The sequence below is a fragment of the Dyella sp. NPDC103356 genome (genome assembly GCF_055584465.1).
Window position 1 is genome coordinate 144,285 of sequence record NZ_JBVJLZ010000011.1, and the last position, 16,465, is coordinate 160,749.

Annotated in this window: 32 protein-coding genes; 19 read left to right on the top strand and 13 right to left on the bottom strand. The window is 61.2% G+C overall.

All coding sequences use genetic code 11. From position 1 onward, the window contains the following. The 11 genes from ACZ6WW_RS21025 to ACZ6WW_RS21075 all read right to left on the bottom strand — a co-directional run bounded on the left by ACZ6WW_RS21025 (position 1) and on the right by ACZ6WW_RS21075 (position 5,808). Positions 1-531, bottom strand: coding sequence for a hypothetical protein (locus tag ACZ6WW_RS21025; protein WP_465275935.1), 531 nt, complete (start codon positions 529-531; stop codon positions 1-3). Continuing rightward, positions 528-737 (bottom strand): hypothetical protein, encoded by a 210-nt coding sequence (locus ACZ6WW_RS21030; RefSeq protein ID WP_465275936.1) that lies wholly within the window; start codon positions 735-737, stop codon positions 528-530. The genes ACZ6WW_RS21025 and ACZ6WW_RS21030 overlap by 4 nt, the downstream gene beginning before the upstream one ends. Further along, positions 728-2,086: a reverse transcriptase domain-containing protein gene (locus ACZ6WW_RS21035; protein ID WP_465275937.1), complete on the bottom strand. Its 1,359-nt coding sequence runs from the start codon at positions 2,084-2,086 to the stop codon at positions 728-730. The genes ACZ6WW_RS21030 and ACZ6WW_RS21035 overlap by 10 nt, the downstream gene beginning before the upstream one ends. Beyond that, on the bottom strand, positions 2,083-2,517 hold the full coding sequence (locus ACZ6WW_RS21040) for a four helix bundle protein (protein ID WP_465275938.1): 435 nt from the start codon (positions 2,515-2,517) through the stop codon (positions 2,083-2,085). The genes ACZ6WW_RS21035 and ACZ6WW_RS21040 overlap by 4 nt, the downstream gene beginning before the upstream one ends. Positions 2,518-2,544: 27 nt before the next feature. Continuing rightward, positions 2,545-2,991 (bottom strand): Lcl C-terminal domain-containing protein, encoded by a 447-nt coding sequence (locus ACZ6WW_RS21045; RefSeq protein WP_465275939.1) that lies wholly within the window; start codon positions 2,989-2,991, stop codon positions 2,545-2,547. Between the two features lie 40 nt (positions 2,992-3,031). After that, positions 3,032-3,535, bottom strand: coding sequence for an Lcl C-terminal domain-containing protein (locus tag ACZ6WW_RS21050; RefSeq protein WP_465275940.1), 504 nt, complete (start codon positions 3,533-3,535; stop codon positions 3,032-3,034). Positions 3,536-3,788: 253 nt separating this feature from the next. Further along, a complete protein-coding gene (locus tag ACZ6WW_RS21055) occupies positions 3,789-3,995 on the bottom strand; it encodes a hypothetical protein (protein WP_465275941.1) in 207 nt (68 codons plus the stop codon). Positions 3,996-3,997: 2 nt separating this feature from the next. Next, positions 3,998-4,288 (bottom strand): hypothetical protein, encoded by a 291-nt coding sequence (locus ACZ6WW_RS21060; RefSeq protein WP_465275942.1) that lies wholly within the window; start codon positions 4,286-4,288, stop codon positions 3,998-4,000. Beyond that, entirely contained in the window at positions 4,288-4,602 is a 315-nt protein-coding gene (locus tag ACZ6WW_RS21065; protein ID WP_465275943.1) for a hypothetical protein, read from the bottom strand. The genes ACZ6WW_RS21060 and ACZ6WW_RS21065 overlap by 1 nt, the downstream gene beginning before the upstream one ends. After that, positions 4,599-5,120, bottom strand: coding sequence for a hypothetical protein (locus ACZ6WW_RS21070; RefSeq protein WP_465275944.1), 522 nt, complete (start codon positions 5,118-5,120; stop codon positions 4,599-4,601). Before ACZ6WW_RS21070 ends, ACZ6WW_RS21065 begins: the two co-directional genes overlap by 4 nt. A 91-nt stretch (positions 5,121-5,211) precedes the next feature. Beyond that, positions 5,212-5,808: a hypothetical protein gene (locus ACZ6WW_RS21075; RefSeq protein WP_465275945.1), complete on the bottom strand. Its 597-nt coding sequence runs from the start codon at positions 5,806-5,808 to the stop codon at positions 5,212-5,214. 183 nt (positions 5,809-5,991) lie between these two features. On the opposite strand from ACZ6WW_RS21075, the gene ACZ6WW_RS21080 reads away from it, so the two are divergent. The 3 genes from ACZ6WW_RS21080 (at position 5,992) to ACZ6WW_RS21090 (ending at position 7,427) form a co-directional block, all read left to right on the top strand. Next, positions 5,992-6,243, top strand: coding sequence for a hypothetical protein (locus tag ACZ6WW_RS21080; protein WP_465275946.1), 252 nt, complete (start codon positions 5,992-5,994; stop codon positions 6,241-6,243). 118 nt (positions 6,244-6,361) lie between these two features. After that, on the top strand, positions 6,362-6,526 hold the full coding sequence (locus ACZ6WW_RS21085; protein ID WP_465275947.1) for a hypothetical protein: 165 nt from the start codon (positions 6,362-6,364) through the stop codon (positions 6,524-6,526). Between the two features lie 178 nt (positions 6,527-6,704). Next, positions 6,705-7,427, top strand: a complete 723-nt coding sequence (locus ACZ6WW_RS21090; RefSeq protein ID WP_465275948.1) for an SDH family Clp fold serine proteinase — start codon at positions 6,705-6,707, stop codon at positions 7,425-7,427. On the opposite strand, the gene ACZ6WW_RS21095 is transcribed toward ACZ6WW_RS21090, so the two are convergent. After that, positions 7,424-8,113: a S24 family peptidase gene (locus ACZ6WW_RS21095; RefSeq protein ID WP_465275949.1), complete on the bottom strand. Its 690-nt coding sequence runs from the start codon at positions 8,111-8,113 to the stop codon at positions 7,424-7,426. The genes ACZ6WW_RS21090 and ACZ6WW_RS21095 overlap by 4 nt on opposite strands. Positions 8,114-8,148: 35 nt before the next feature. Here ACZ6WW_RS21095 and ACZ6WW_RS21100 point away from each other — a divergent pair, with 35 nt between their 5' ends. Further along, positions 8,149-8,460 carry a hypothetical protein gene (locus ACZ6WW_RS21100; protein WP_465275950.1) on the top strand — a complete coding sequence of 104 codons (312 nt, stop codon included), beginning with the start codon at positions 8,149-8,151 and terminating at the stop codon, positions 8,458-8,460. A 98-nt stretch (positions 8,461-8,558) separates the two neighbouring features. Here the strand turns inward: ACZ6WW_RS21100 and ACZ6WW_RS21105 are convergent, their stop codons facing one another. After that, the gene (locus ACZ6WW_RS21105; RefSeq protein WP_465275951.1) at positions 8,559-8,867 is read right to left on the bottom strand and encodes a hypothetical protein; all 309 of its coding nucleotides are present in this window, start codon (positions 8,865-8,867) and stop codon (positions 8,559-8,561) included. A gap of 180 nt (positions 8,868-9,047) precedes the next feature. On the opposite strand from ACZ6WW_RS21105, the gene ACZ6WW_RS21110 reads away from it, so the two are divergent. The 15 genes from ACZ6WW_RS21110 to ACZ6WW_RS21180 all read left to right on the top strand — a co-directional run bounded on the left by ACZ6WW_RS21110 (position 9,048) and on the right by ACZ6WW_RS21180 (position 16,043). After that, positions 9,048-9,503, top strand: a complete 456-nt coding sequence (locus ACZ6WW_RS21110) for a phage regulatory CII family protein (RefSeq protein ID WP_465275952.1) — start codon at positions 9,048-9,050, stop codon at positions 9,501-9,503. Positions 9,504-9,520: 17 nt separating this feature from the next. Further along, on the top strand, positions 9,521-9,652 hold the full coding sequence (locus ACZ6WW_RS21115) for a hypothetical protein (protein WP_465275953.1): 132 nt from the start codon (positions 9,521-9,523) through the stop codon (positions 9,650-9,652). Continuing rightward, positions 9,649-10,530 carry a helix-turn-helix domain-containing protein gene (locus tag ACZ6WW_RS21120; RefSeq protein ID WP_465275954.1) on the top strand — a complete coding sequence of 294 codons (882 nt, stop codon included), beginning with the start codon at positions 9,649-9,651 and terminating at the stop codon, positions 10,528-10,530. Before ACZ6WW_RS21115 ends, ACZ6WW_RS21120 begins: the two co-directional genes overlap by 4 nt. Further along, complete coding sequence (locus ACZ6WW_RS21125) at positions 10,520-11,032, top strand: hypothetical protein (RefSeq protein ID WP_465275955.1); 513 nt, start codon at positions 10,520-10,522, stop codon at positions 11,030-11,032. The genes ACZ6WW_RS21120 and ACZ6WW_RS21125 overlap by 11 nt, the downstream gene beginning before the upstream one ends. Further along, complete coding sequence (locus ACZ6WW_RS21130) at positions 11,029-11,274, top strand: hypothetical protein (RefSeq protein WP_465275956.1); 246 nt, start codon at positions 11,029-11,031, stop codon at positions 11,272-11,274. Before ACZ6WW_RS21125 ends, ACZ6WW_RS21130 begins: the two co-directional genes overlap by 4 nt. A gap of 261 nt (positions 11,275-11,535) precedes the next feature. Further along, a complete protein-coding gene (locus tag ACZ6WW_RS21135) occupies positions 11,536-11,850 on the top strand; it encodes a hypothetical protein (protein ID WP_465275957.1) in 315 nt (104 codons plus the stop codon). Further along, complete coding sequence (locus ACZ6WW_RS21140) at positions 11,847-13,028, top strand: DNA cytosine methyltransferase (RefSeq protein ID WP_465275958.1); 1,182 nt, start codon at positions 11,847-11,849, stop codon at positions 13,026-13,028. The genes ACZ6WW_RS21135 and ACZ6WW_RS21140 overlap by 4 nt, the downstream gene beginning before the upstream one ends. Next, positions 13,025-13,342 (top strand): nuclease domain-containing protein, encoded by a 318-nt coding sequence (locus tag ACZ6WW_RS21145; RefSeq protein WP_465275959.1) that lies wholly within the window; start codon positions 13,025-13,027, stop codon positions 13,340-13,342. Before ACZ6WW_RS21140 ends, ACZ6WW_RS21145 begins: the two co-directional genes overlap by 4 nt. Then, positions 13,333-13,554: a hypothetical protein gene (locus ACZ6WW_RS21150; RefSeq protein ID WP_465275960.1), complete on the top strand. Its 222-nt coding sequence runs from the start codon at positions 13,333-13,335 to the stop codon at positions 13,552-13,554. Before ACZ6WW_RS21145 ends, ACZ6WW_RS21150 begins: the two co-directional genes overlap by 10 nt. Beyond that, positions 13,538-14,017 carry a hypothetical protein gene (locus ACZ6WW_RS21155; RefSeq protein ID WP_465275961.1) on the top strand — a complete coding sequence of 160 codons (480 nt, stop codon included), beginning with the start codon at positions 13,538-13,540 and terminating at the stop codon, positions 14,015-14,017. Before ACZ6WW_RS21150 ends, ACZ6WW_RS21155 begins: the two co-directional genes overlap by 17 nt. A 123-nt stretch (positions 14,018-14,140) precedes the next feature. Next, complete coding sequence (locus ACZ6WW_RS21160; protein WP_465275962.1) at positions 14,141-14,332, top strand: hypothetical protein; 192 nt, start codon at positions 14,141-14,143, stop codon at positions 14,330-14,332. After that, positions 14,329-14,826 carry a lysozyme gene (locus ACZ6WW_RS21165; protein WP_465275963.1) on the top strand — a complete coding sequence of 166 codons (498 nt, stop codon included), beginning with the start codon at positions 14,329-14,331 and terminating at the stop codon, positions 14,824-14,826. Before ACZ6WW_RS21160 ends, ACZ6WW_RS21165 begins: the two co-directional genes overlap by 4 nt. Continuing rightward, entirely contained in the window at positions 14,826-15,308 is a 483-nt protein-coding gene (locus ACZ6WW_RS21170; RefSeq protein WP_465275964.1) for a hypothetical protein, read from the top strand. Before ACZ6WW_RS21165 ends, ACZ6WW_RS21170 begins: the two co-directional genes overlap by 1 nt. After that, the gene (locus tag ACZ6WW_RS21175; protein WP_465275965.1) at positions 15,305-15,592 is read left to right on the top strand and encodes a hypothetical protein; all 288 of its coding nucleotides are present in this window, start codon (positions 15,305-15,307) and stop codon (positions 15,590-15,592) included. Before ACZ6WW_RS21170 ends, ACZ6WW_RS21175 begins: the two co-directional genes overlap by 4 nt. A 67-nt stretch (positions 15,593-15,659) precedes the next feature. Further along, positions 15,660-16,043: a hypothetical protein gene (locus ACZ6WW_RS21180; RefSeq protein ID WP_465275966.1), complete on the top strand. Its 384-nt coding sequence runs from the start codon at positions 15,660-15,662 to the stop codon at positions 16,041-16,043. Positions 16,044-16,465: the final 422 nt, after the last annotated feature.

The window sequence follows — 16,465 nt, forward strand, 5'->3', positions numbered from 1 at the left end:
TCACTCCTGGATCTGAATTTCGTGTTCGCGGCAGCACGCGTCGATCGCGTCATAGATGCGCTGTCGCTGGTTGGGGTAATCGGGGTCGCCCTCGTCCAGGGCGCCACGGGCGTGCGCGAAGGCGGTGCGTGCCTCGCTGGTGGAGCAATCCCTGGCGACGCCAAGCACTTCGCTCCAATGCTGGCGGCTTGTTGCCGAGGCCGGCGCCGTCACGGCTTGATGGCCTGGATGCGGAGCCGGCGCGGCCGGTGCCGCGTTGATCTTCGTCCGAGGCGCGAGCCCAGCCAGCCACCAGCGAGTGCTACCGCCTGCGGTATCGCTTCGCATGGCACGACCATCGGCCTGTAGTTGCCGCATTCGCCGGCGAGCCTGTGGAATCGAAACGCCGGCCTCCTGGGCGATCGCCGGCAGAAAGGCGCCATGTAGGACCGCTGATGTGTCGCCGGCCCGGAATGGCTCCAGCGAGGCGCTCGAACTGGCGGCGCGCATGCAGGCGCGTGCCACAGCCTTCTCGAAATCTGCATCAATCATCGGATCGCCTCGAAGGTGCGGCAGTGGTGCTTTTCCATGGGGTAGTGGCTCGCACCGGGTATGCGATAGCAGCGGCACGCTGCGGCGCCGGGGTTGATCGGGTTGCGCTGGATATGCTCGCAGTCCTGGCACCTGATCCGAATGTCCCAGCGCGCGCTGGGAGAGGCCTTGTCGAACCAGGCCAAATCGGCAGCCGTTACACGCATGGCTGCTCTCCCATTCGAAAGGTCAGGTGACGGCCTTCCAGCGAATGATGGAAGCGGGTGGGACGCGCAAGCGTTTCAGCCCAGGGGTGTTCGGCAGAGAGCCGGCGCTGCAGTCGCCAACTATTTGCATGACGGAAATGTCCCGCATAGCTGGCCATAGTCGAGCCAAGAGCGCGTACATCAGCCGGGCTGGCACGGAACCCGCGCCGCACACGATGAGCACGACCCCAAGACGCCACCGCTTCACGGGCATGTCGTACAACCCTGGCGCGCACACGCGTATGGGTCGGGTAGACCACATAACCCAGGAAATCGATACCAGCCTTCAATGGCCGTAGGCGCACATCATCTTTCAAGCGGAGGCGTAACCGCTCGCCCAGGAACTGCTCTATAGCAACCTTCCAGCGCTCCAACTGCGCGCGGTCATGATGGACGAGCACGAAATCATCGACATATCGCAGGTAGCGAGTAGCCTTGAGTCGGTGCTTTACAAACTGATCCAGCGCGTCGAGATAGACGTTGGCGAAAAACTGGCTGGATAGATTGCCGATGGGCAGCCCGCAGCCTGGATCGGCGTTTTCAAGCCTTTTATGCGCTGGAACTTGGGCGCGCTCCTCGGCCGTCGAACGATGGATGACGCCCTGCCGGTGTACTGGATGCCGCAGGAGCGCATGAACCGCGCGTTTAGTAGAGTCAGGCAGGCCCGCACACTCCAGGCGATCCTTGAGCATTCGATAAAGAGTAGGGCGATGAATGCTGTTGAAGAAATTGCGCACATCGAGTTGCAAATACCAGCCGCCACCCTGGCCGCTGTGGACCTGCCGGACGAAGTGGCGCAAGCGCTCTACCGCCTTGTGGGTGCCTTTGCCTTTGCGGTTGGCGTAGCTGTCATGGATGAAGCCTGGCTCGTATATCGCTTCAAGCTGCGGGACGATCAGACGATGCACCACGCGATCACCGAAATCTGGCGCGTGGATCTGCCGCGCCTTCGGGCGCTGGGCAATAAAGCAGGTAGCGGGCGCTGGTGCCCAGGTGCCCGCGTTCAACCGCGCCTGCAGATCAAGCATGCGGTCGATCCATTGAAGATCGAACCGCATTTGATTGGCGCTTGGTCGCTTCTGGCGTCGCGCTGCGCGCCACGCCTGGTCTAGATCATGCAGCGTTACTTCACCCTGACACTCACCGGCCGGCACCGCGCGCACCGCCCGCGCGAACGCGGTGTTGTTGCGGTGGTTGTTGTTGACGTTGCCGTTGTTGAAATTGACGATCCAGACGGAACCCGACGGGCCCGCTTCCCCGCGCACTTGCGACCCGGCCGCGCATCCAATTGGGTAGCATGGCTTCGTCATGTATTGGCCTCATACGTCGAGGCGGCGTGGGTACTCAGTGTCTTGGCGCGCTGTCCAGGCGCGCGCGCCTGGCCATCCTGGCCTTTAGGGTGATTGCTCTGATGCCACCCACCTACCTGCCGCCCAACCTCGGCCGCTTGCCTGGCGATGGCTTCAAACTCGCGGAAGCTTTTAAACGCATGCAGCTGCTTGCCTATATGCAGCATGTCCTTGAGCTCATCGACCTTCCACTTCAATTTCTCCAACCACTCGCCGCGATTGTCCGCATCGCGGAACGCACGGTTACAGAGGAAAACCACATTCATCGCCCGCTTGCGAAGATCTGTGCCGATTGCATAACGATGCGCGCGCGGAAACCTTGCTACCGCGCGCTCAATGTCGACAGCCAGAGCTTGAGCGGCTTTCGCGACGGGTGGGATGGAGAAGTTCATCGAAAGGTCTCTAAGCCCAATGACAAATCACTGACCGGCCGGCACCGCGCGCACCGCCCGCGCGAACGCGGCGTTGCCGCGGTGGAAGCTGAGGACGTAGCCGTAGCTGAAAAGGACGATCCAGACGGAACCCGACGGGCCCGCTTTGTCGTTCCAGGCGCCAGGCGTCTTTGTCCAGTACCAGTCGCTCTGGGTGTCCGGAAAGAAATCCGTATTGATGGCAGGGCTATACCGCGTCAGATCGAGGATGGCTTCCAGCTCGAAGCGCTCCGGCAACCGCCAATCGTTGAAGCCAGCGGTCGTGAGGGTCTTGATGGCCGCTTCGGTATCTTCGAAGTCCTGCTCATCCTCGGACAGCGTCTTGGCCGAAAACATCAGGCCGAGTGTAGGGAGCAGCACAGCCTCCCAAGCGGCGGCATCGAGCGGGAGCTGTTCACCGTTCGCGCCGATCTTGATCATCGTTACCTGTTGCATGAAGGTTTCCTTGCGTTGAAGGTGGATGGCCAAAGGCCGATTACTGACCGGCCGGCACCGCGCGCACCGCCCGCGCGAACGCGGTGCTGTCGCGGTGGCCGGCGCTGACGACGCCGTTGTCGAAATAGACGAACCAGACGGAACCCGACGGGCCCGGGTTGCCCTTGTACTCGTCGCGGCTCCAGGTCCAATTGCCATTCGTGTTGAACACGCTGGTATCGATGGCTGGGTTATGGCGGCTGCGGTCAACAATGGTCTGCAACTCGTCGAGCGTAGGAAGCCGCCAGTCTGAGAAACCGCCCAATCGCAGGCCTGCGCAGTACTTTTCGGCAGCGGCGAAATCACAACGCTTCGATTCGTCGCGAGGCCACATCAGGCCGGTCTTACGGTCGATGACGATCTGGCCGTCCTCGGAGATCTCGAAGTGATCGCCGGCAGCCGTGCTGGCCTTCACGCCAAGCACCAGTTCGCCGAGATGCGTGATCGGCGGCGCGGCGAGCATGTTGATAGTGCAATTCTCGAACGTGATTTGCGGCTGGTTCACTGAAAGTCCTTGGCCGGTCGCGCCGGCGTGTTGTGGTCAATGGCAGCGGCCGATGTTTTGGCAGCGTCGCTTCTCGGTCCCGCTCGGGCGTCATCGACGCGCCGCACTGCCGTACAAGGAAGCACCCTCGGAGGGAGTCGAACCCACGTTTTCCCGGATGCATGAGTCTGGGCGCCTACACCGACAGGCTCTGCGAGGATGCTTTCTTGTGCCCCGTACCGCCGGACGGGGCGTCCGGTGTTGCACAGCCGAATCAACCGCCTGCCGCAGTGCTGGCTGCATTCATTGGAAGGTCTGGATAGGAGCCCCAAGGAGCATGCATTTCGGAGAAGAAACTTGTTTCGTCGCCAACGGCGTTCTTGCGCGCATGACGGCGAAGCGTTCCGTCCTGCCATACTTCGCGTGTGCCGCTTGTCCGGTTGTCGAACGTTCCGTCGAACAGATCTGCGGTGCCAGCCATGGCTAAATCTCTCCGTCTGAATGATCGATCCCGACAACGCTGGGTGGCGGCACGCGCCGAAGGCGCAGCGCCAGCGCAACGGAGAGACGGCGTTGCATGCCGCTCCAGCGCATCGCATCCGCGTCATTCAGAGCCTTGCGTGCATGCGTGCCTTTATCCAGCACGATGGGTGCACGATTGAACTGAACCGGCGATCCCTTCGGGTGCTTGCCTCGACGGCGATACACCTCGCGATTCGCATACCAGAGCAGCGCCTCACGCAGGATTTGAACTTCGCGCTTCCGGCCGAACATCAGAGGTGCCTCGCAATGGCGTAGCCGAGGGCGAGAAGCGCAACGCACGCATCGACCAACGCGAAGCTCTTGGCCATGAGGCGGACGTCGACCAGCGTCGCGTAAGAAGTGGACTCACCGGCGGGAGCGGGATCTGCGCAGGGTGTCGCAGCTGCCGCTTTGCACGGGGGGATGGGCGTACCCGCCGGCGAGTCCAACAGGGTGCCGTCGCGCACGAGCGCGGGGCGGATTCGAAGGATGTTCTTCAGGAGGTTGCCGACGGCGAGTTGCTTCTCGGCGTGAGCAAGCTGTTCGTAGTGACGAACGGAGCTCATGGCGCGCTCCCGGAGTGGGTGCCGGCCACATCGCCCTCAGCCCGGAGGGAGGGGGAGGCCTCAGACGATGAGGCCGGCAAAACGGAATGGGGTGGCTTGTGGCCAGCTTCGGTCCAGCAATCTGCGCACTCCGTACCGGGAGGCGCCGACGGCATGAATGTCGGTAACTTGCCTTGGGCGCGCAGGTCATCAGCAATGGCGCACGCATGCGGCATGCAGCAGTAGCGCCAACCGGAGTCGGCATGCACCTTGACTATCGCCGGGTACAACGTGGCAGGGGCTGACGCTCGCCCCTCGATAGCGGCGAGCGCTGCGGTGAAGCTTTCGGTTGTCATGCCCAATACGGCGGCAGAGGCTTCGACCTTGCGCGCCTCCTCGATGAGCTTGACGAGACTCGTGCGCACTTCGCGGACGCACTCTGCGCGAGCATCGTCCCCACGGGATTCCGAGCTACGAAGCAGCCAGTCGACCGCCTCGTCCAGAATCGCCACTGCCTTGCAGTGTTCGGCGACGGTCATGACAGCACCCCGGCGATACGCAACGCCATGGGCGTGCAGCTGGCCACGGCCAGGGCAGCCCAGAACAGCCAGCTCCGATCGAGGGCGCGCATCATGGCAGCACCTTCGGATAGGTACCGACCAGGCGGTCTGTGCCGGGGCCGTCCTGAAACCAGACGCCACCACTCGCGGCGAGGTAGCCCGAGCGGCTGTAGTCGCCAGGGCTGAATCCAGAGGTGTTGATCTGCACCGTGGCAGCGGCGCTTGCGCTGCGGTGCAGGCCGGCGACAACACCACCGTTGCCCAGCAGGTTCAGGGCGAGGCGGTCGGCGCGGTTTATCTGCAGCCCGGTCTGCGTCGGGTGGCTATGGATCGTCAGCGGCAGCGGGTTCATATCCGCCGGCACGTCGGCGCCGCGACTGTTGCAGGCGATGTGCGAATGGTTGGTGTAGGCGATCACACCGTATTCGCTGTGGTCGGGCGTGACGCCGATCCAGCCGCATGCCTCGAACTGTGTCCGGTCGGAGAAGGTGTGGAGCGCGGCGCCGACATCGACCATGAAGGCATCCAGCGTTTGGCCGGGGGCGCTGCGGAACTCGCCGACCAGCTCGGTCGGCAGGTCGTTGGCGGTCGGCCCGGAGGCGACGCAGCTGCCGGCCACGAAGGCGGCAACGGCTGCGATCGAACGACGGTGGCTGCTGCGGAACATCGATCCCTCCACGGCCAGCTGGATTGCTGGCGTGCGGAGACATTACCGTAATGGTTATGACTATGCAATACCAAAACGGTAATTATTTTAGGTAGGCGATTTCCGCCGCTCTGGATCAGCCTGTCGCGCCCCATGAGCGAGCCCGGCTGGAAGCTACTCGCCCACCAGAAAGAGGGCAGGGACATGCAGGTGATCTATGTGGTGCAGCCGTTCAAGGCGACGCCGGCCGGGCTGGAGCCGGGAAGGGCGATCCTGCGTGGCCAGGAGGGCCAAGCCCGAAGGCTGGCCGAAGGGTTAGCCCTGGAATATGCGGCGGTTATCGCCTGGCGCCAGGAGCGCGATGAGGATCTTGGCTACTACAGCGAACCTGCTGTATTGCAGGAGTTTGGCGATGTTTCGGCGGCTTACTTCGCTGAACGTTCGAACAACGTTTAATGTACTTCAGAGTTCAGTTATCAAAAACTTTCTACTAAACTACGGAAAGCTGTTGATAACCTGTGCACAATTCGATCAACATACGCCCCACGACGGGGGACTAACCATGGAAAACACTATGCAAGACGCGCTCGCGGATGCGGACCGGCTGTATGCCGAGTACCTGAAACTGAGTGAGCTGGGTCTGCTGGGCGCGGGCGCGCCCGATTCCAAGGAAGGAGGCATCGTGGCCTCTATCAGCCCTGTGCTGCTGGAGAGCTTCGAGAATGCCATCGTGGAATGACCTAAAGACTCAATTCGACTCACAACAGAACCAACAAGCAAAGCTCCATTGGATTGAGGCCAATCTGGTCTCGTCCTTGAACGCTGTAAGCGTTCTTCGCGACAATCGCAACGTTATCCTCTATGCGTCCTCGTTCCTGCAAAAGCCCCAAGTCCAAGGGCCGTTGAATGCAGTGAATATGGAAGACATCAACGGTCTTATGGCTGTGATGCAAGGCATGGACTGCACCCGTGATCTGACGCTGATTTTGCATACGCCTGGTGGCGACCCTGCGGCTGCCAACGCATTGGTTGCCTATCTGCACTCAAAGTTCAGTTTCATAGAAGCGGTCATTCCGACATATGCGATGTCGGCTGGGACAATGATTTCGCTCGGCACAAATCGTCTGATTATGGGGCGCCAGAGTCAGGTCGGACCGATCGACGCTCAAATGCTGGCCGGCAATGGATATCGATCAGCAGGCGCCATCATTGATGCGTTCGAGCGCGCCAAATCCGATATTGCGGCGAATCCGGTCATGGCCCATTTGTGGCATCCCATTCTTCAAGGCATGGGGCCGTCACTGCTTGTGGAGGCCCAGAACAATCTGGACTATGGCGAGCATATGGTGAAGGGTTGGCTCGAAAAGAGGATGTTTGCAGGTAATCCTGATGCCGCAGCGATGGCAGCCGCCACAGCGAAGCATTTCAACGCCGTGCAGATCCACAAATATCATTCGCGCCGAATTGACCGTGATGAAGCTCGAGCTGTGAATGTCGTGGTGGATGACCTGGAAACGAACCAGCAATTCCAGGACGCAGTTCTTACGAACTACCACGTCTTCTCGCTCAACTTCTTAGCCACCACGGCCGCCAAGGTCATCGCCAGCAGCAATGGTGTTGTCTGGCAACGAAATGTCTAGAGATCCTCGGCTTTCCTAAGCTGCATGGCGCCGAGGATTCGCCCTGCGATGATCAACTGGTCAGATTGATCGGGCGCATAGACGTCTGGCCGATCGGGCGTAGCCAGGCTGACGACGTGATAGCCGTCCCGGCGGATCTCCAGGCGCTTCACCAGCGCATGCCCATGCAGCACGATCACGAATAGGCCGCCGTCGGCGGGCACCGTGTCCTCAATGTCGACGAAGACAATGTCCCCATGGCGGATGCGTGGGGACATGGAGTGTCCGCGCACCGTGAGCAGCTTGACTCGGTTGGGGGACGGCACGCGGCCCAGTTCCTCCTGAAGGCGCCATTCGGCGATTTCCAACTCCCTGACAACTTCTGGGTGATCCACGTTGATGACTCCCGGGCCTGCGCCGCCTTCCCCCATGACCTGGAAGCGACGGTAGCCGGGGCGGGTCTCAAATCTCAGGATGGCTTGCGACAAACTGTCGTCGACTGCGCGGTCGAGTGCGCCATGCTCAAGCTCAAGGATTACCTCTAGGTCTCGGGCGAGCCGTCTTCCGATCGGCTTGGGCGCGGTATCGGAAACCCATTGGCTCACCTGTGCCTGATCACGTCCGACAAGTTGCCCGAACTTCGTCGGACCTCCAGCGTCGGCGACCAGGCGGCGCAAATTCTGTGTTCGGGCTTCGCTCGCATCCATGCCGGGATGCTCCCATGGCGTTACCATAACGGTAAATGACCGAAATGGTATTGCCTATCTATAACCGTTTCGGTAATGTCCGCTCCATGGACATCCGAACCTATATCGCAAGCAAGGGGGGCACTGGCAAGCGCGACTGCCCGATTCTCATCGGTCTCGCCGCTGGCGCTGGCTGCAGCGCCGAAACGCTCTACATGATCGCCCTGGGACACAAGCAAGCGAGTGGTCCACTGGCGCGCCAAATCAATAGCGCATCCGACGGCGCCATCGATCCAGCCACCTTGCGCCCCGACATCTTCGGCGAACCCGTAGCTGTCGATGAGCCGCAGGGCAGGGACGCGGCCTGACATGTCGCATATGAAGCCCGCATACCGCCCTAACGGGATTGGTTGGTGGACGTATGTGGGCATGCGCCCAGCGACCCGAGCCGCTGAGCGCGCCTGTGTTACGTCGACTGTCGAGCGTTTCGCTCCACATCCTCTGGAGTCGCGCCCAGCGCTTCCAGAAGCATGCTCGCCAGCGCCTGAAAATGTTGCTGCCATGCCTGCATCGACTGATCCGGATTGTCGGCATGGAAGTTCGCAAATTGCTTGTCTAGCTGAGCAAGAAAGTCGGCGATCAGTTGCTTCGATCCGTGATTCTGCTTTGCCACCGCAAGTGCGAATGACAACAGCACTTGCTGATAGGTACTCGCTGTGACTTGCGCCAATAACTCGGGCGACAAACTGTCGATAGGCGATGCCGTTTCGCTCATGGATTCCTCCTGTCTGGTGGTTGGTGGTGTCGCAATCCCAGCCTACCAGCAGGAGGCGTCCGCCTCGTCGCGCATCCCTGCGCGCAGCTCCGTTCCTTCGGCCATCCGTGGTCGTCCTGTCGTCCATGGCGACACAGTAGCTGCGCTCGGCGCGGCTTTCTCCATTCGAGGCAAAGCCCAATGAATGTCATCGACGCCGCCGACGCGACCGTGCACGGCTACCCGGGCGGCAGTGAAACCCTGGCGGTGCGCCTGGGCATGTCCGCCGCTGTGCTGCGCGGCAAGGTCAACGTCAACAACGACCGCAACCATCTCACGCTCGCCGAAGCCGACCGCATCATGTCGCTGACCGGCGATCACCGCATCCTGCAGGCGTTGGCCGCCGAGCACGGCTACGTGCTGGCACGCATCGACCTGGGAGTCGGGGATGATACGACCACCGTCATGCAGGCCATGCTGATGGCCGGCAAGGTCGATGGTGAGTTCAAGCGCGTGCTGCAGGAAGCGCTGGCCGACAGCCTGATCACGCGCAACGAGATCGAAGCGATCACCACCGCTGGCCTGGCCCATCAGCAGACCATCATCCTTCTGCTCAACAAGCTCCGCTCAGTTGTCGGCCAGCGCGGGGTCGTGTGATGGTGGAGCAGAAGGAAATGCGTCTGGAACCAGTGAAGCGTGACTTGCCGGATCTGGAGTTCGACCTATCGGGCTGGCATGCGGTTGCTGATGCCATCCGAAAGCAGACTCGCGGCGCAGAGGCCGGCGCCGAGGCTACGCCGGGATGAGTGTCGAGGCTATCACCTGGGCACTGAAGCAGCCCATTGCGCAGTCGTCCGCCAAGTTCGTGTTGGTGGTGCTGGCGAATGCTGCTGCCGGTGATACGGGTCTTGCGTTCCCGTCATCGAAATATCTGGCCGAAGCGACGGGGCAGGACAGAAAGACCGTCCTGGCGAACCTGCGCCGCCTGCAGGACATGGGCTACATCGAGGACACCGGCAAGCGCCGCGGTGAAACGAACCAGGTTGTCGTGTATCGATTGCACCTGGATCAAAACAGTACCGAAAACGGCATCGTTAAAGAGTCCCGAAAACGGAACGATACCGAAAACGGAACAGTTCCGAAAACGGATGGAAACAGTACCGTTTTTCCCGCCGAACAGTCCCGTTTTTCCGCGAAACAGTCCCAAAAACGGGACACGGAACCGTCAGAACCGTCAAGGAACCGTAAGAGCAACCCAAAGGGCGCGAGCAAGCCCGCGCATGCGATTGAGATCGTGTTGCCGGATTGGCTCGATCAAGCGCTCTGGGAATCCTGGGTTGCTGATCGGAAGGAGCGCAAGAAGCCACTGACGCAGCGCGCAGCGGAGCTGTCGATCACCGAACTGACGAAGCTCCGCGCGGAAGGCTTCACCCCGAAGGAAGTCATCGAGACCGCCATTCGCAATGGCTGGCAAGGCCTGTTCGCGCCCAAGCGGACGACTGGAGGCAATTATGCAAACGGTGCAGCAAGCAACAGCGGAAGCGTTGGTGACGCTGTCCAGCGGGCCATCGACGAGCGACAAGCCCGTGAGCACAGTAACGGGCGCGGCGCCGACTACGAGGCCGCGTACACCGCAACCGTTGCTGGACAAGTTCTGGCTGAAGATGGCGCACATGTTCGGTAGGACGTGGACGAGCCAGTACGGCATCGATCCTGCTGGCGGTGCCGCAGATACTTGGTCCGTTGCGCTTGCCGGCGTGAGCCCGGAGCAGATCGCCGTCGGCCTGCAGGAAACCGTCGCGCTCGGCCTGGAGTGGCCACCGTCGGCGCCGCGCTTCCGCGCAATGTGCATCGGCGTGCCCAGCCTGGCGCAGGTTCGCCACGACCTGAAGTATCCGCCGGAGCAGCGCACGCCATTCATGCGTCAAGTGTGGTCATACATGGACCGCGACAGTTACAACTGCGGCGACGAGTTCCGGTTTGACCGTGCCGTGAATGAGGCCTACGAGCTGACGTGCCGCCACGTCATCACTGGTGGAGAGCTGCCGCCGGACCTGGCGGGTGTGATCGGCTTCCAGAAGCGCGCCAAGCCGGTACCGGCCAGCGACGAAACCGCTCGTGCGGAGCTGGCGCGCATGGCCGCGATCTTCCGAACCAATGGCATGGAGGCGGCTGGGAATGTATGACCGCCAATCCCATGTCTATGCCGGAGCGCATCGAGGCAGCGCTGCGCCTGCAGCCCATGACCAAGTTCGAGCTGGCGCAGTGCCTGTCGACAAGCATCGGGGTGATCGAGCAGTCGATGCGGCATTGCAGGCTCAAGGCCGTAAGCCTGGAGCGCACCGGCAACTGGCGCCCCAGGATGCGCTACGCCGTCGACGAGTCAGCGGCAGCCGTCCCGATGATGCGCCGGCGGCCGAGGCTCTGATCAGCGATCAGCCGGAAGGGTTTCTTATCGTCCGGCACAAGGTTAGGCAGTTCGCGTCAAGGCCTGACGGTGAGTATTGCGCCTGCAATCGATGCCTGCGGATCGGGTATGACGAAGACAGCTGGCATCCACTCACCTCGGAATTCTGGCCGGTCATCAAGGGCGTCCTGTCTCTCTCCAATTGCCGCGCCTGCACCTACGAGCGGCTGATGGCAGGGAAGGGCAAGGCCGTGGGCATGTTCAACGCGGAGAACGGTCACCGTGCGGCGTAATCAATTCTTGCTCGATCGGATGCTTAAGCGAAGTGCACGCATCGCGCATACCTATCGGCCGCGTCGTGTGGATCAGATTGAATTCCAGACGGGCGACGGCTTGCTTACCTTCAATGAGCATCTGAATGACGTCCCCTCGGGCTACAGCATCACCTATCGGTGCCGCCTTGCGTCGGGCGTCGTGGAGCAAAAGTTCTACGTCCCGGGAATGAAAGGAGTTACCGAGGAAAGCGCACGCCAGGCCGGCCGTGTGGCAATGCGTGAATGGTGCGCTGGGCTCAGCGTGGCGGAGTGCTCGGAATGAAGGCCGTTTACTACAACGAGATCGAACCCTACGCAGCGCAATGGCTGCGCAACCTCATGGACGCCGGCCACATCCCTGCGGGCGACATCGACACCAGGAGCATCGAGGATGTCCGACCCGACGAACTGCGCGGATACAGCCAGTGTCATTTCTTTGCCGGCATCGGCGGGTGGGCCTATGCCCTGGCCCTTGCCGGATGGCCGATGGATCGACCCGTGTGGACTGGCAGCTGCCCTTGCCAGCCTTTCAGCGCGGCAGGTAAAGGCGCTGGGTTTGACGACGAGCGGCATCTCTGGCCGGCCTGGCAGCATCTCATCGCGCAGTGCAGACCTGCAGTCATCTTTGGAGAGCAGGTTGCAAGCGCGGCTGTCGGGCCTTGGATCGACCTTGTACAAGCTGACGTGGAAGGCATGGACTACGCCTATGGGTGTGTCCCGTTTCCGTCTGCGGGGATCGGTGCTCCGCACATCCGAGACCGAAATTACTGGGTGGCCGACGCCGAAATCATGCGACGGGAAAGGCTCTCCCTACGAGAGATTGGACAATTGCAGACGGTCAGAGCTGCGAATAGCGGTAGCCCTGTCAGGGTGGCCGACGCCGATGGCAGGAACACCAGCGCAGAACGGCAACAACGCAGCGGGCAACAACGACAGCAGCCGCAAGACAGTGGCGCTGGCAGGGTGGCCGACTCCAACTGCAATGGAGCGCAACGCGTCGGCCGAAACGATGCGCAAGAGAAGGGAATTCCGTCGGGACAATGCCAATCAGAAGACCGTTCCCATGTATTTGAACGAAACAGCCAGAATCGTAGTGGACGCGGAATTCTGCTCGGCGATGGGGTATCCGACAATAACCGCTGGCCCAGCCCGCTTCACGGCTTCTGGGCAGATGCTGACTGGCTCCTCTGCACAGATGGAAAGTGGCGGCCAGTTGAATCCGGCACATTCCCGTTGGCTTATGGCTTACCCAAAGGTATGGGAAAACTGTCTCCCGAGCTTCGCCGACTGGCAGAGCTGGCAGGACTTGATGCAAAGAGCCTCAAGCGCGCAAAGGCATATCGCCTAGGTAGTCTGAAAGGCTATGGCAACGCGATCGTCCCGGAGCAAGCGGCCGAGTTCGTAGCGACATATATGGAAGTGCGCGGCATTGCGGCGCATCCCCTATCGGTGGCGGCATGAAGACGACAAAGGCGCGCCGGGAAGCCCGCGACAAGCCATGCCTGGTTCGCGTGCCGGGTGTATGCAATCGCCGGAATGAAACGACTGTGCTGGCGCATTACCCGCTGGCCGGCATCTCCGGCAAAGGCCTCAAATCGCCAGATCACATGGGCGCATACGCCTGCAGCGCCTGTCATGACGAGCTGGACGGACGAACCCGCATCACAGGTCTCAGCAAAGACGCCCTGTGCCGCATGCACGGCGAGGGCGTGATGCGCACGCAGGAATACATTCGATTGAAGGCCGAGCGGCCTTGGGAGGAACCATGCTTGTAATCGCGAATGGGCTGGCACGCACGGCCTGGGCGCTGCAGGCGCCCGATGGAACGATCCAACTGTCAACCCTTGACGAACAGGAACGCCTGGTGCGGCAGCTGGCTGCCGACTACGGCGTTTATCACGCGCACCAGGGGAAAATGAAGGTCGTTCGGGTTCTGGTCACCGTCGAAGAAACAGTGGAGGCCGGCGTCGATGCGCCAACCTCGTAGCCTGGAAGTGCGCCTCGCGGAATGGGGTAAGCACTATGCAGCGGAGCTACTGTCGCGGCGACGGTCGTCGCGCACCACCTATTTCATCGAATCAACCGGCCCGTCGCCGCTGGCATCAATGATGAAGTGGCAAGGGAGGGCGCCGTTCGGGCTGGGCTATGAGGCATCAGTTACAGCGGCGGATGAGGTGCACCAGGCTGTCGTAGCGCTGGCTGCGCAGGAAAAGGGTTTCGAGCCCTCGATTGTGCTGCGATACGAATATGGTATGGACAAGGCGCCGCGGGAGGTGAAGCGGCAGGAGCTGGCGCGGCACTACGGCCTGCAGATTGGCGATGTCCGTTATTGCCAGCATCTGCGCTTGGGGAAAATCCATGTCGCCGGCTGGCTGCGCATCCCTTTCAGCGAACCGTTAGACCCTGACGAACAAATAAATATGCTCGATTACATCGTAAGCCTTGATTAATTAATTTTTTCGTCTAAAACTGGCACGGTCGAAAACTGACCAAACACGAAAAGCTCCGCTCCGGCGGGGCTTTTTTATTGCCCGTTTCTCGCGCGTCGGCCACTCATATAAGGGGACGCATCAATGGAACAGACCGAAATGATGCATGAAGCAGGAAGCGCCGCGGCCAAGCTGTCGCCGCCTGTCGCCTTCGCGGTGGCAAATGCAGCTGGATGGGGACCGGAGCAATGGGCCTATGTCCTGATCGGGCTGTATAGCCTGCTCCAGGCAGCTCACCTGGTCTGGAAATGGCATCGCGAGTGGAAGAAGCCATGAAGCTGCCGATGCGCGCCACGTTCGTCACGGCTGGCGCTGGGGCGATCATGGCGATCGTCGCATCGCTGCCGGCGCACGAAGGTCGAAAATATGTTCCTTATTGGGACAAGCTCGGCCACGTGTGGACGGTGTGCGCAGGCATTACCGGGCCTACGGTCATTCCAGGCCGCACGTACACGCCCGCCGAGTGCGACAAGCTCGAAGCCGGCTATGTCCAGGTCATGCTGGGCAACATGGGCAAGTGCGTCAGCGGCGAGCTGGCGTTCAACGAGATCAAGGCCTGGGGTGACTTCGCCTACAATGTCGGCACTGGTGCGTTTTGCCGTTCCGGCGCCGTGCCGCTGCTGAATGCCGGCAAGAACAAGGCCGCTTGCGCGGTGATCACCGAATACGTCTACGTCGGCGATCGTGACTGCCGCCTCAAAGACAGCAAGTGCGCCGGCATCGTCACGCGCCGCCAGTGGGAACGATCGCTCTGCGAAGGTGGTGCGTAATGGTCTGGCTGCGCATCGTCCTGATTATGGCGATCGTCGCCGGCATCTATGCAAAGGGTCATCACGATGGCGCGGAAAGCGGCGCAATCACGGTTGCCAAGCAGGCTGCAACTTCCGCGAGCGAATCGGCCAAGCGAGCACAGCTCGCTCTCAAGGCCTCCGAGGATGCTCGCGTCACCGAGCAAAAGCATGCGTCAGACCTTAACGCTGTGGCTCAACGCTTCGAACAGGACAAGAGCAATGACAAGGGTAATGGGTCTCGCACTGCTGCTGATCTGCGCTCTGGCAAGCTCCGGCTGTCACAAGCATGGCGCTGTCCGTCCGAGTCAGCCGATCTGTCCCATTCCGGCGCCAGTACCAGCGCCACTGATGCAGGCACCGACGACCGAGCAGCGAGTGCGGGACGAATTATTCAAGCCGCAGCCGACGCCGACGCGCAAATCCGCGCTCTCCAAGACGCCTTGAAGGTAGATCGCCAATGAAGATCCTGTCCGCCGTTGCCAGTTTCCTCATGCGCCTGATCGGCCTTGGCCAACAGCCTGCCGCATCGACCTCCGTCGCGCCCATTCCATCTCTATCCGCGGCTGCCGCCGCACCCACTGAGGATTCACCCGTGTCCGATCCGACCCAGAACCAACCCACTGCTGCTGCCACCGATACGACCGATCCGTTGCTCGAAAAGCTCAAGGCTGTGCTTACGACTGCCGGCCATGACGTCGAGAAGGTGTGGGACGAAGCCGTGGCCCTGGCCAAGAAGCTGGTCTAAGCACCAACACGTCACCCGCGCCTCACTCGATGTGGCGCGCCTTACCCACATCAAGGCCTGACAGTAGATGGAATCTGACTCCAATAGCCAGCTGCCAGGCGCGGCGCTGACGCCAATGCTTGAGGCTGGTCGCAAGGTCATCGTCACCACCGACAATTGGTTCTATGGCCCAGATGGCCGCCAGTACCGATCGATCTATGGCACGGTGCGCGGCGTGTTCAATGACGAGCAGACGCTTGGCATTCGCACCAACAACCGATCAAGCAATTGGTATGCGCGTATCGGCGGCATCGTCGTTGCTGGTTGCCAGATTCACTACGTTGTCGCTGCGTCATCGCCCCCGCCGAACACGGTGGAGGAATTCATAGTCGACAACGGCAAGCTCAGTGTCTACGAACGTCCAAGCGTCTGCCTTAATGCGGATGAAGCGGAACAGTTCGGTAATACCTGATGACTGTACGACAGCCAGGTGGAAGCGCGTTCGCGCATCTATATGGCACTGCACGCTGGCAACGTATGCGCCTGGTACAACTGGCAGCGTTTCCACTGTGCAAGTTCTGTGATTCACGCGGCCTTGTGGTCGCTGCGACGGTGTGTGACCACGTCAATGGACATCCTGCTGGCGAGACAGAGGCGATGTTCTGGGACGGCCCGTTTCAGTCGCTCTGTCGCGACTGTCACAACAGTGATAAGGCGCGTATCGAGCGCGGCCGCGAGGTTCGAGGGTGCGACGCCGACGGGTGGCCGGTGCCGAGCATCAAGGCATTGAATTGATTGACATACCCAGGGGGTAGTCAAAAGTCTAGGCGATCCGCTAGCTAGACCGACCGCCCTCTAATTTACGCATTTCCACAATTCGCCGGACGACTTTTG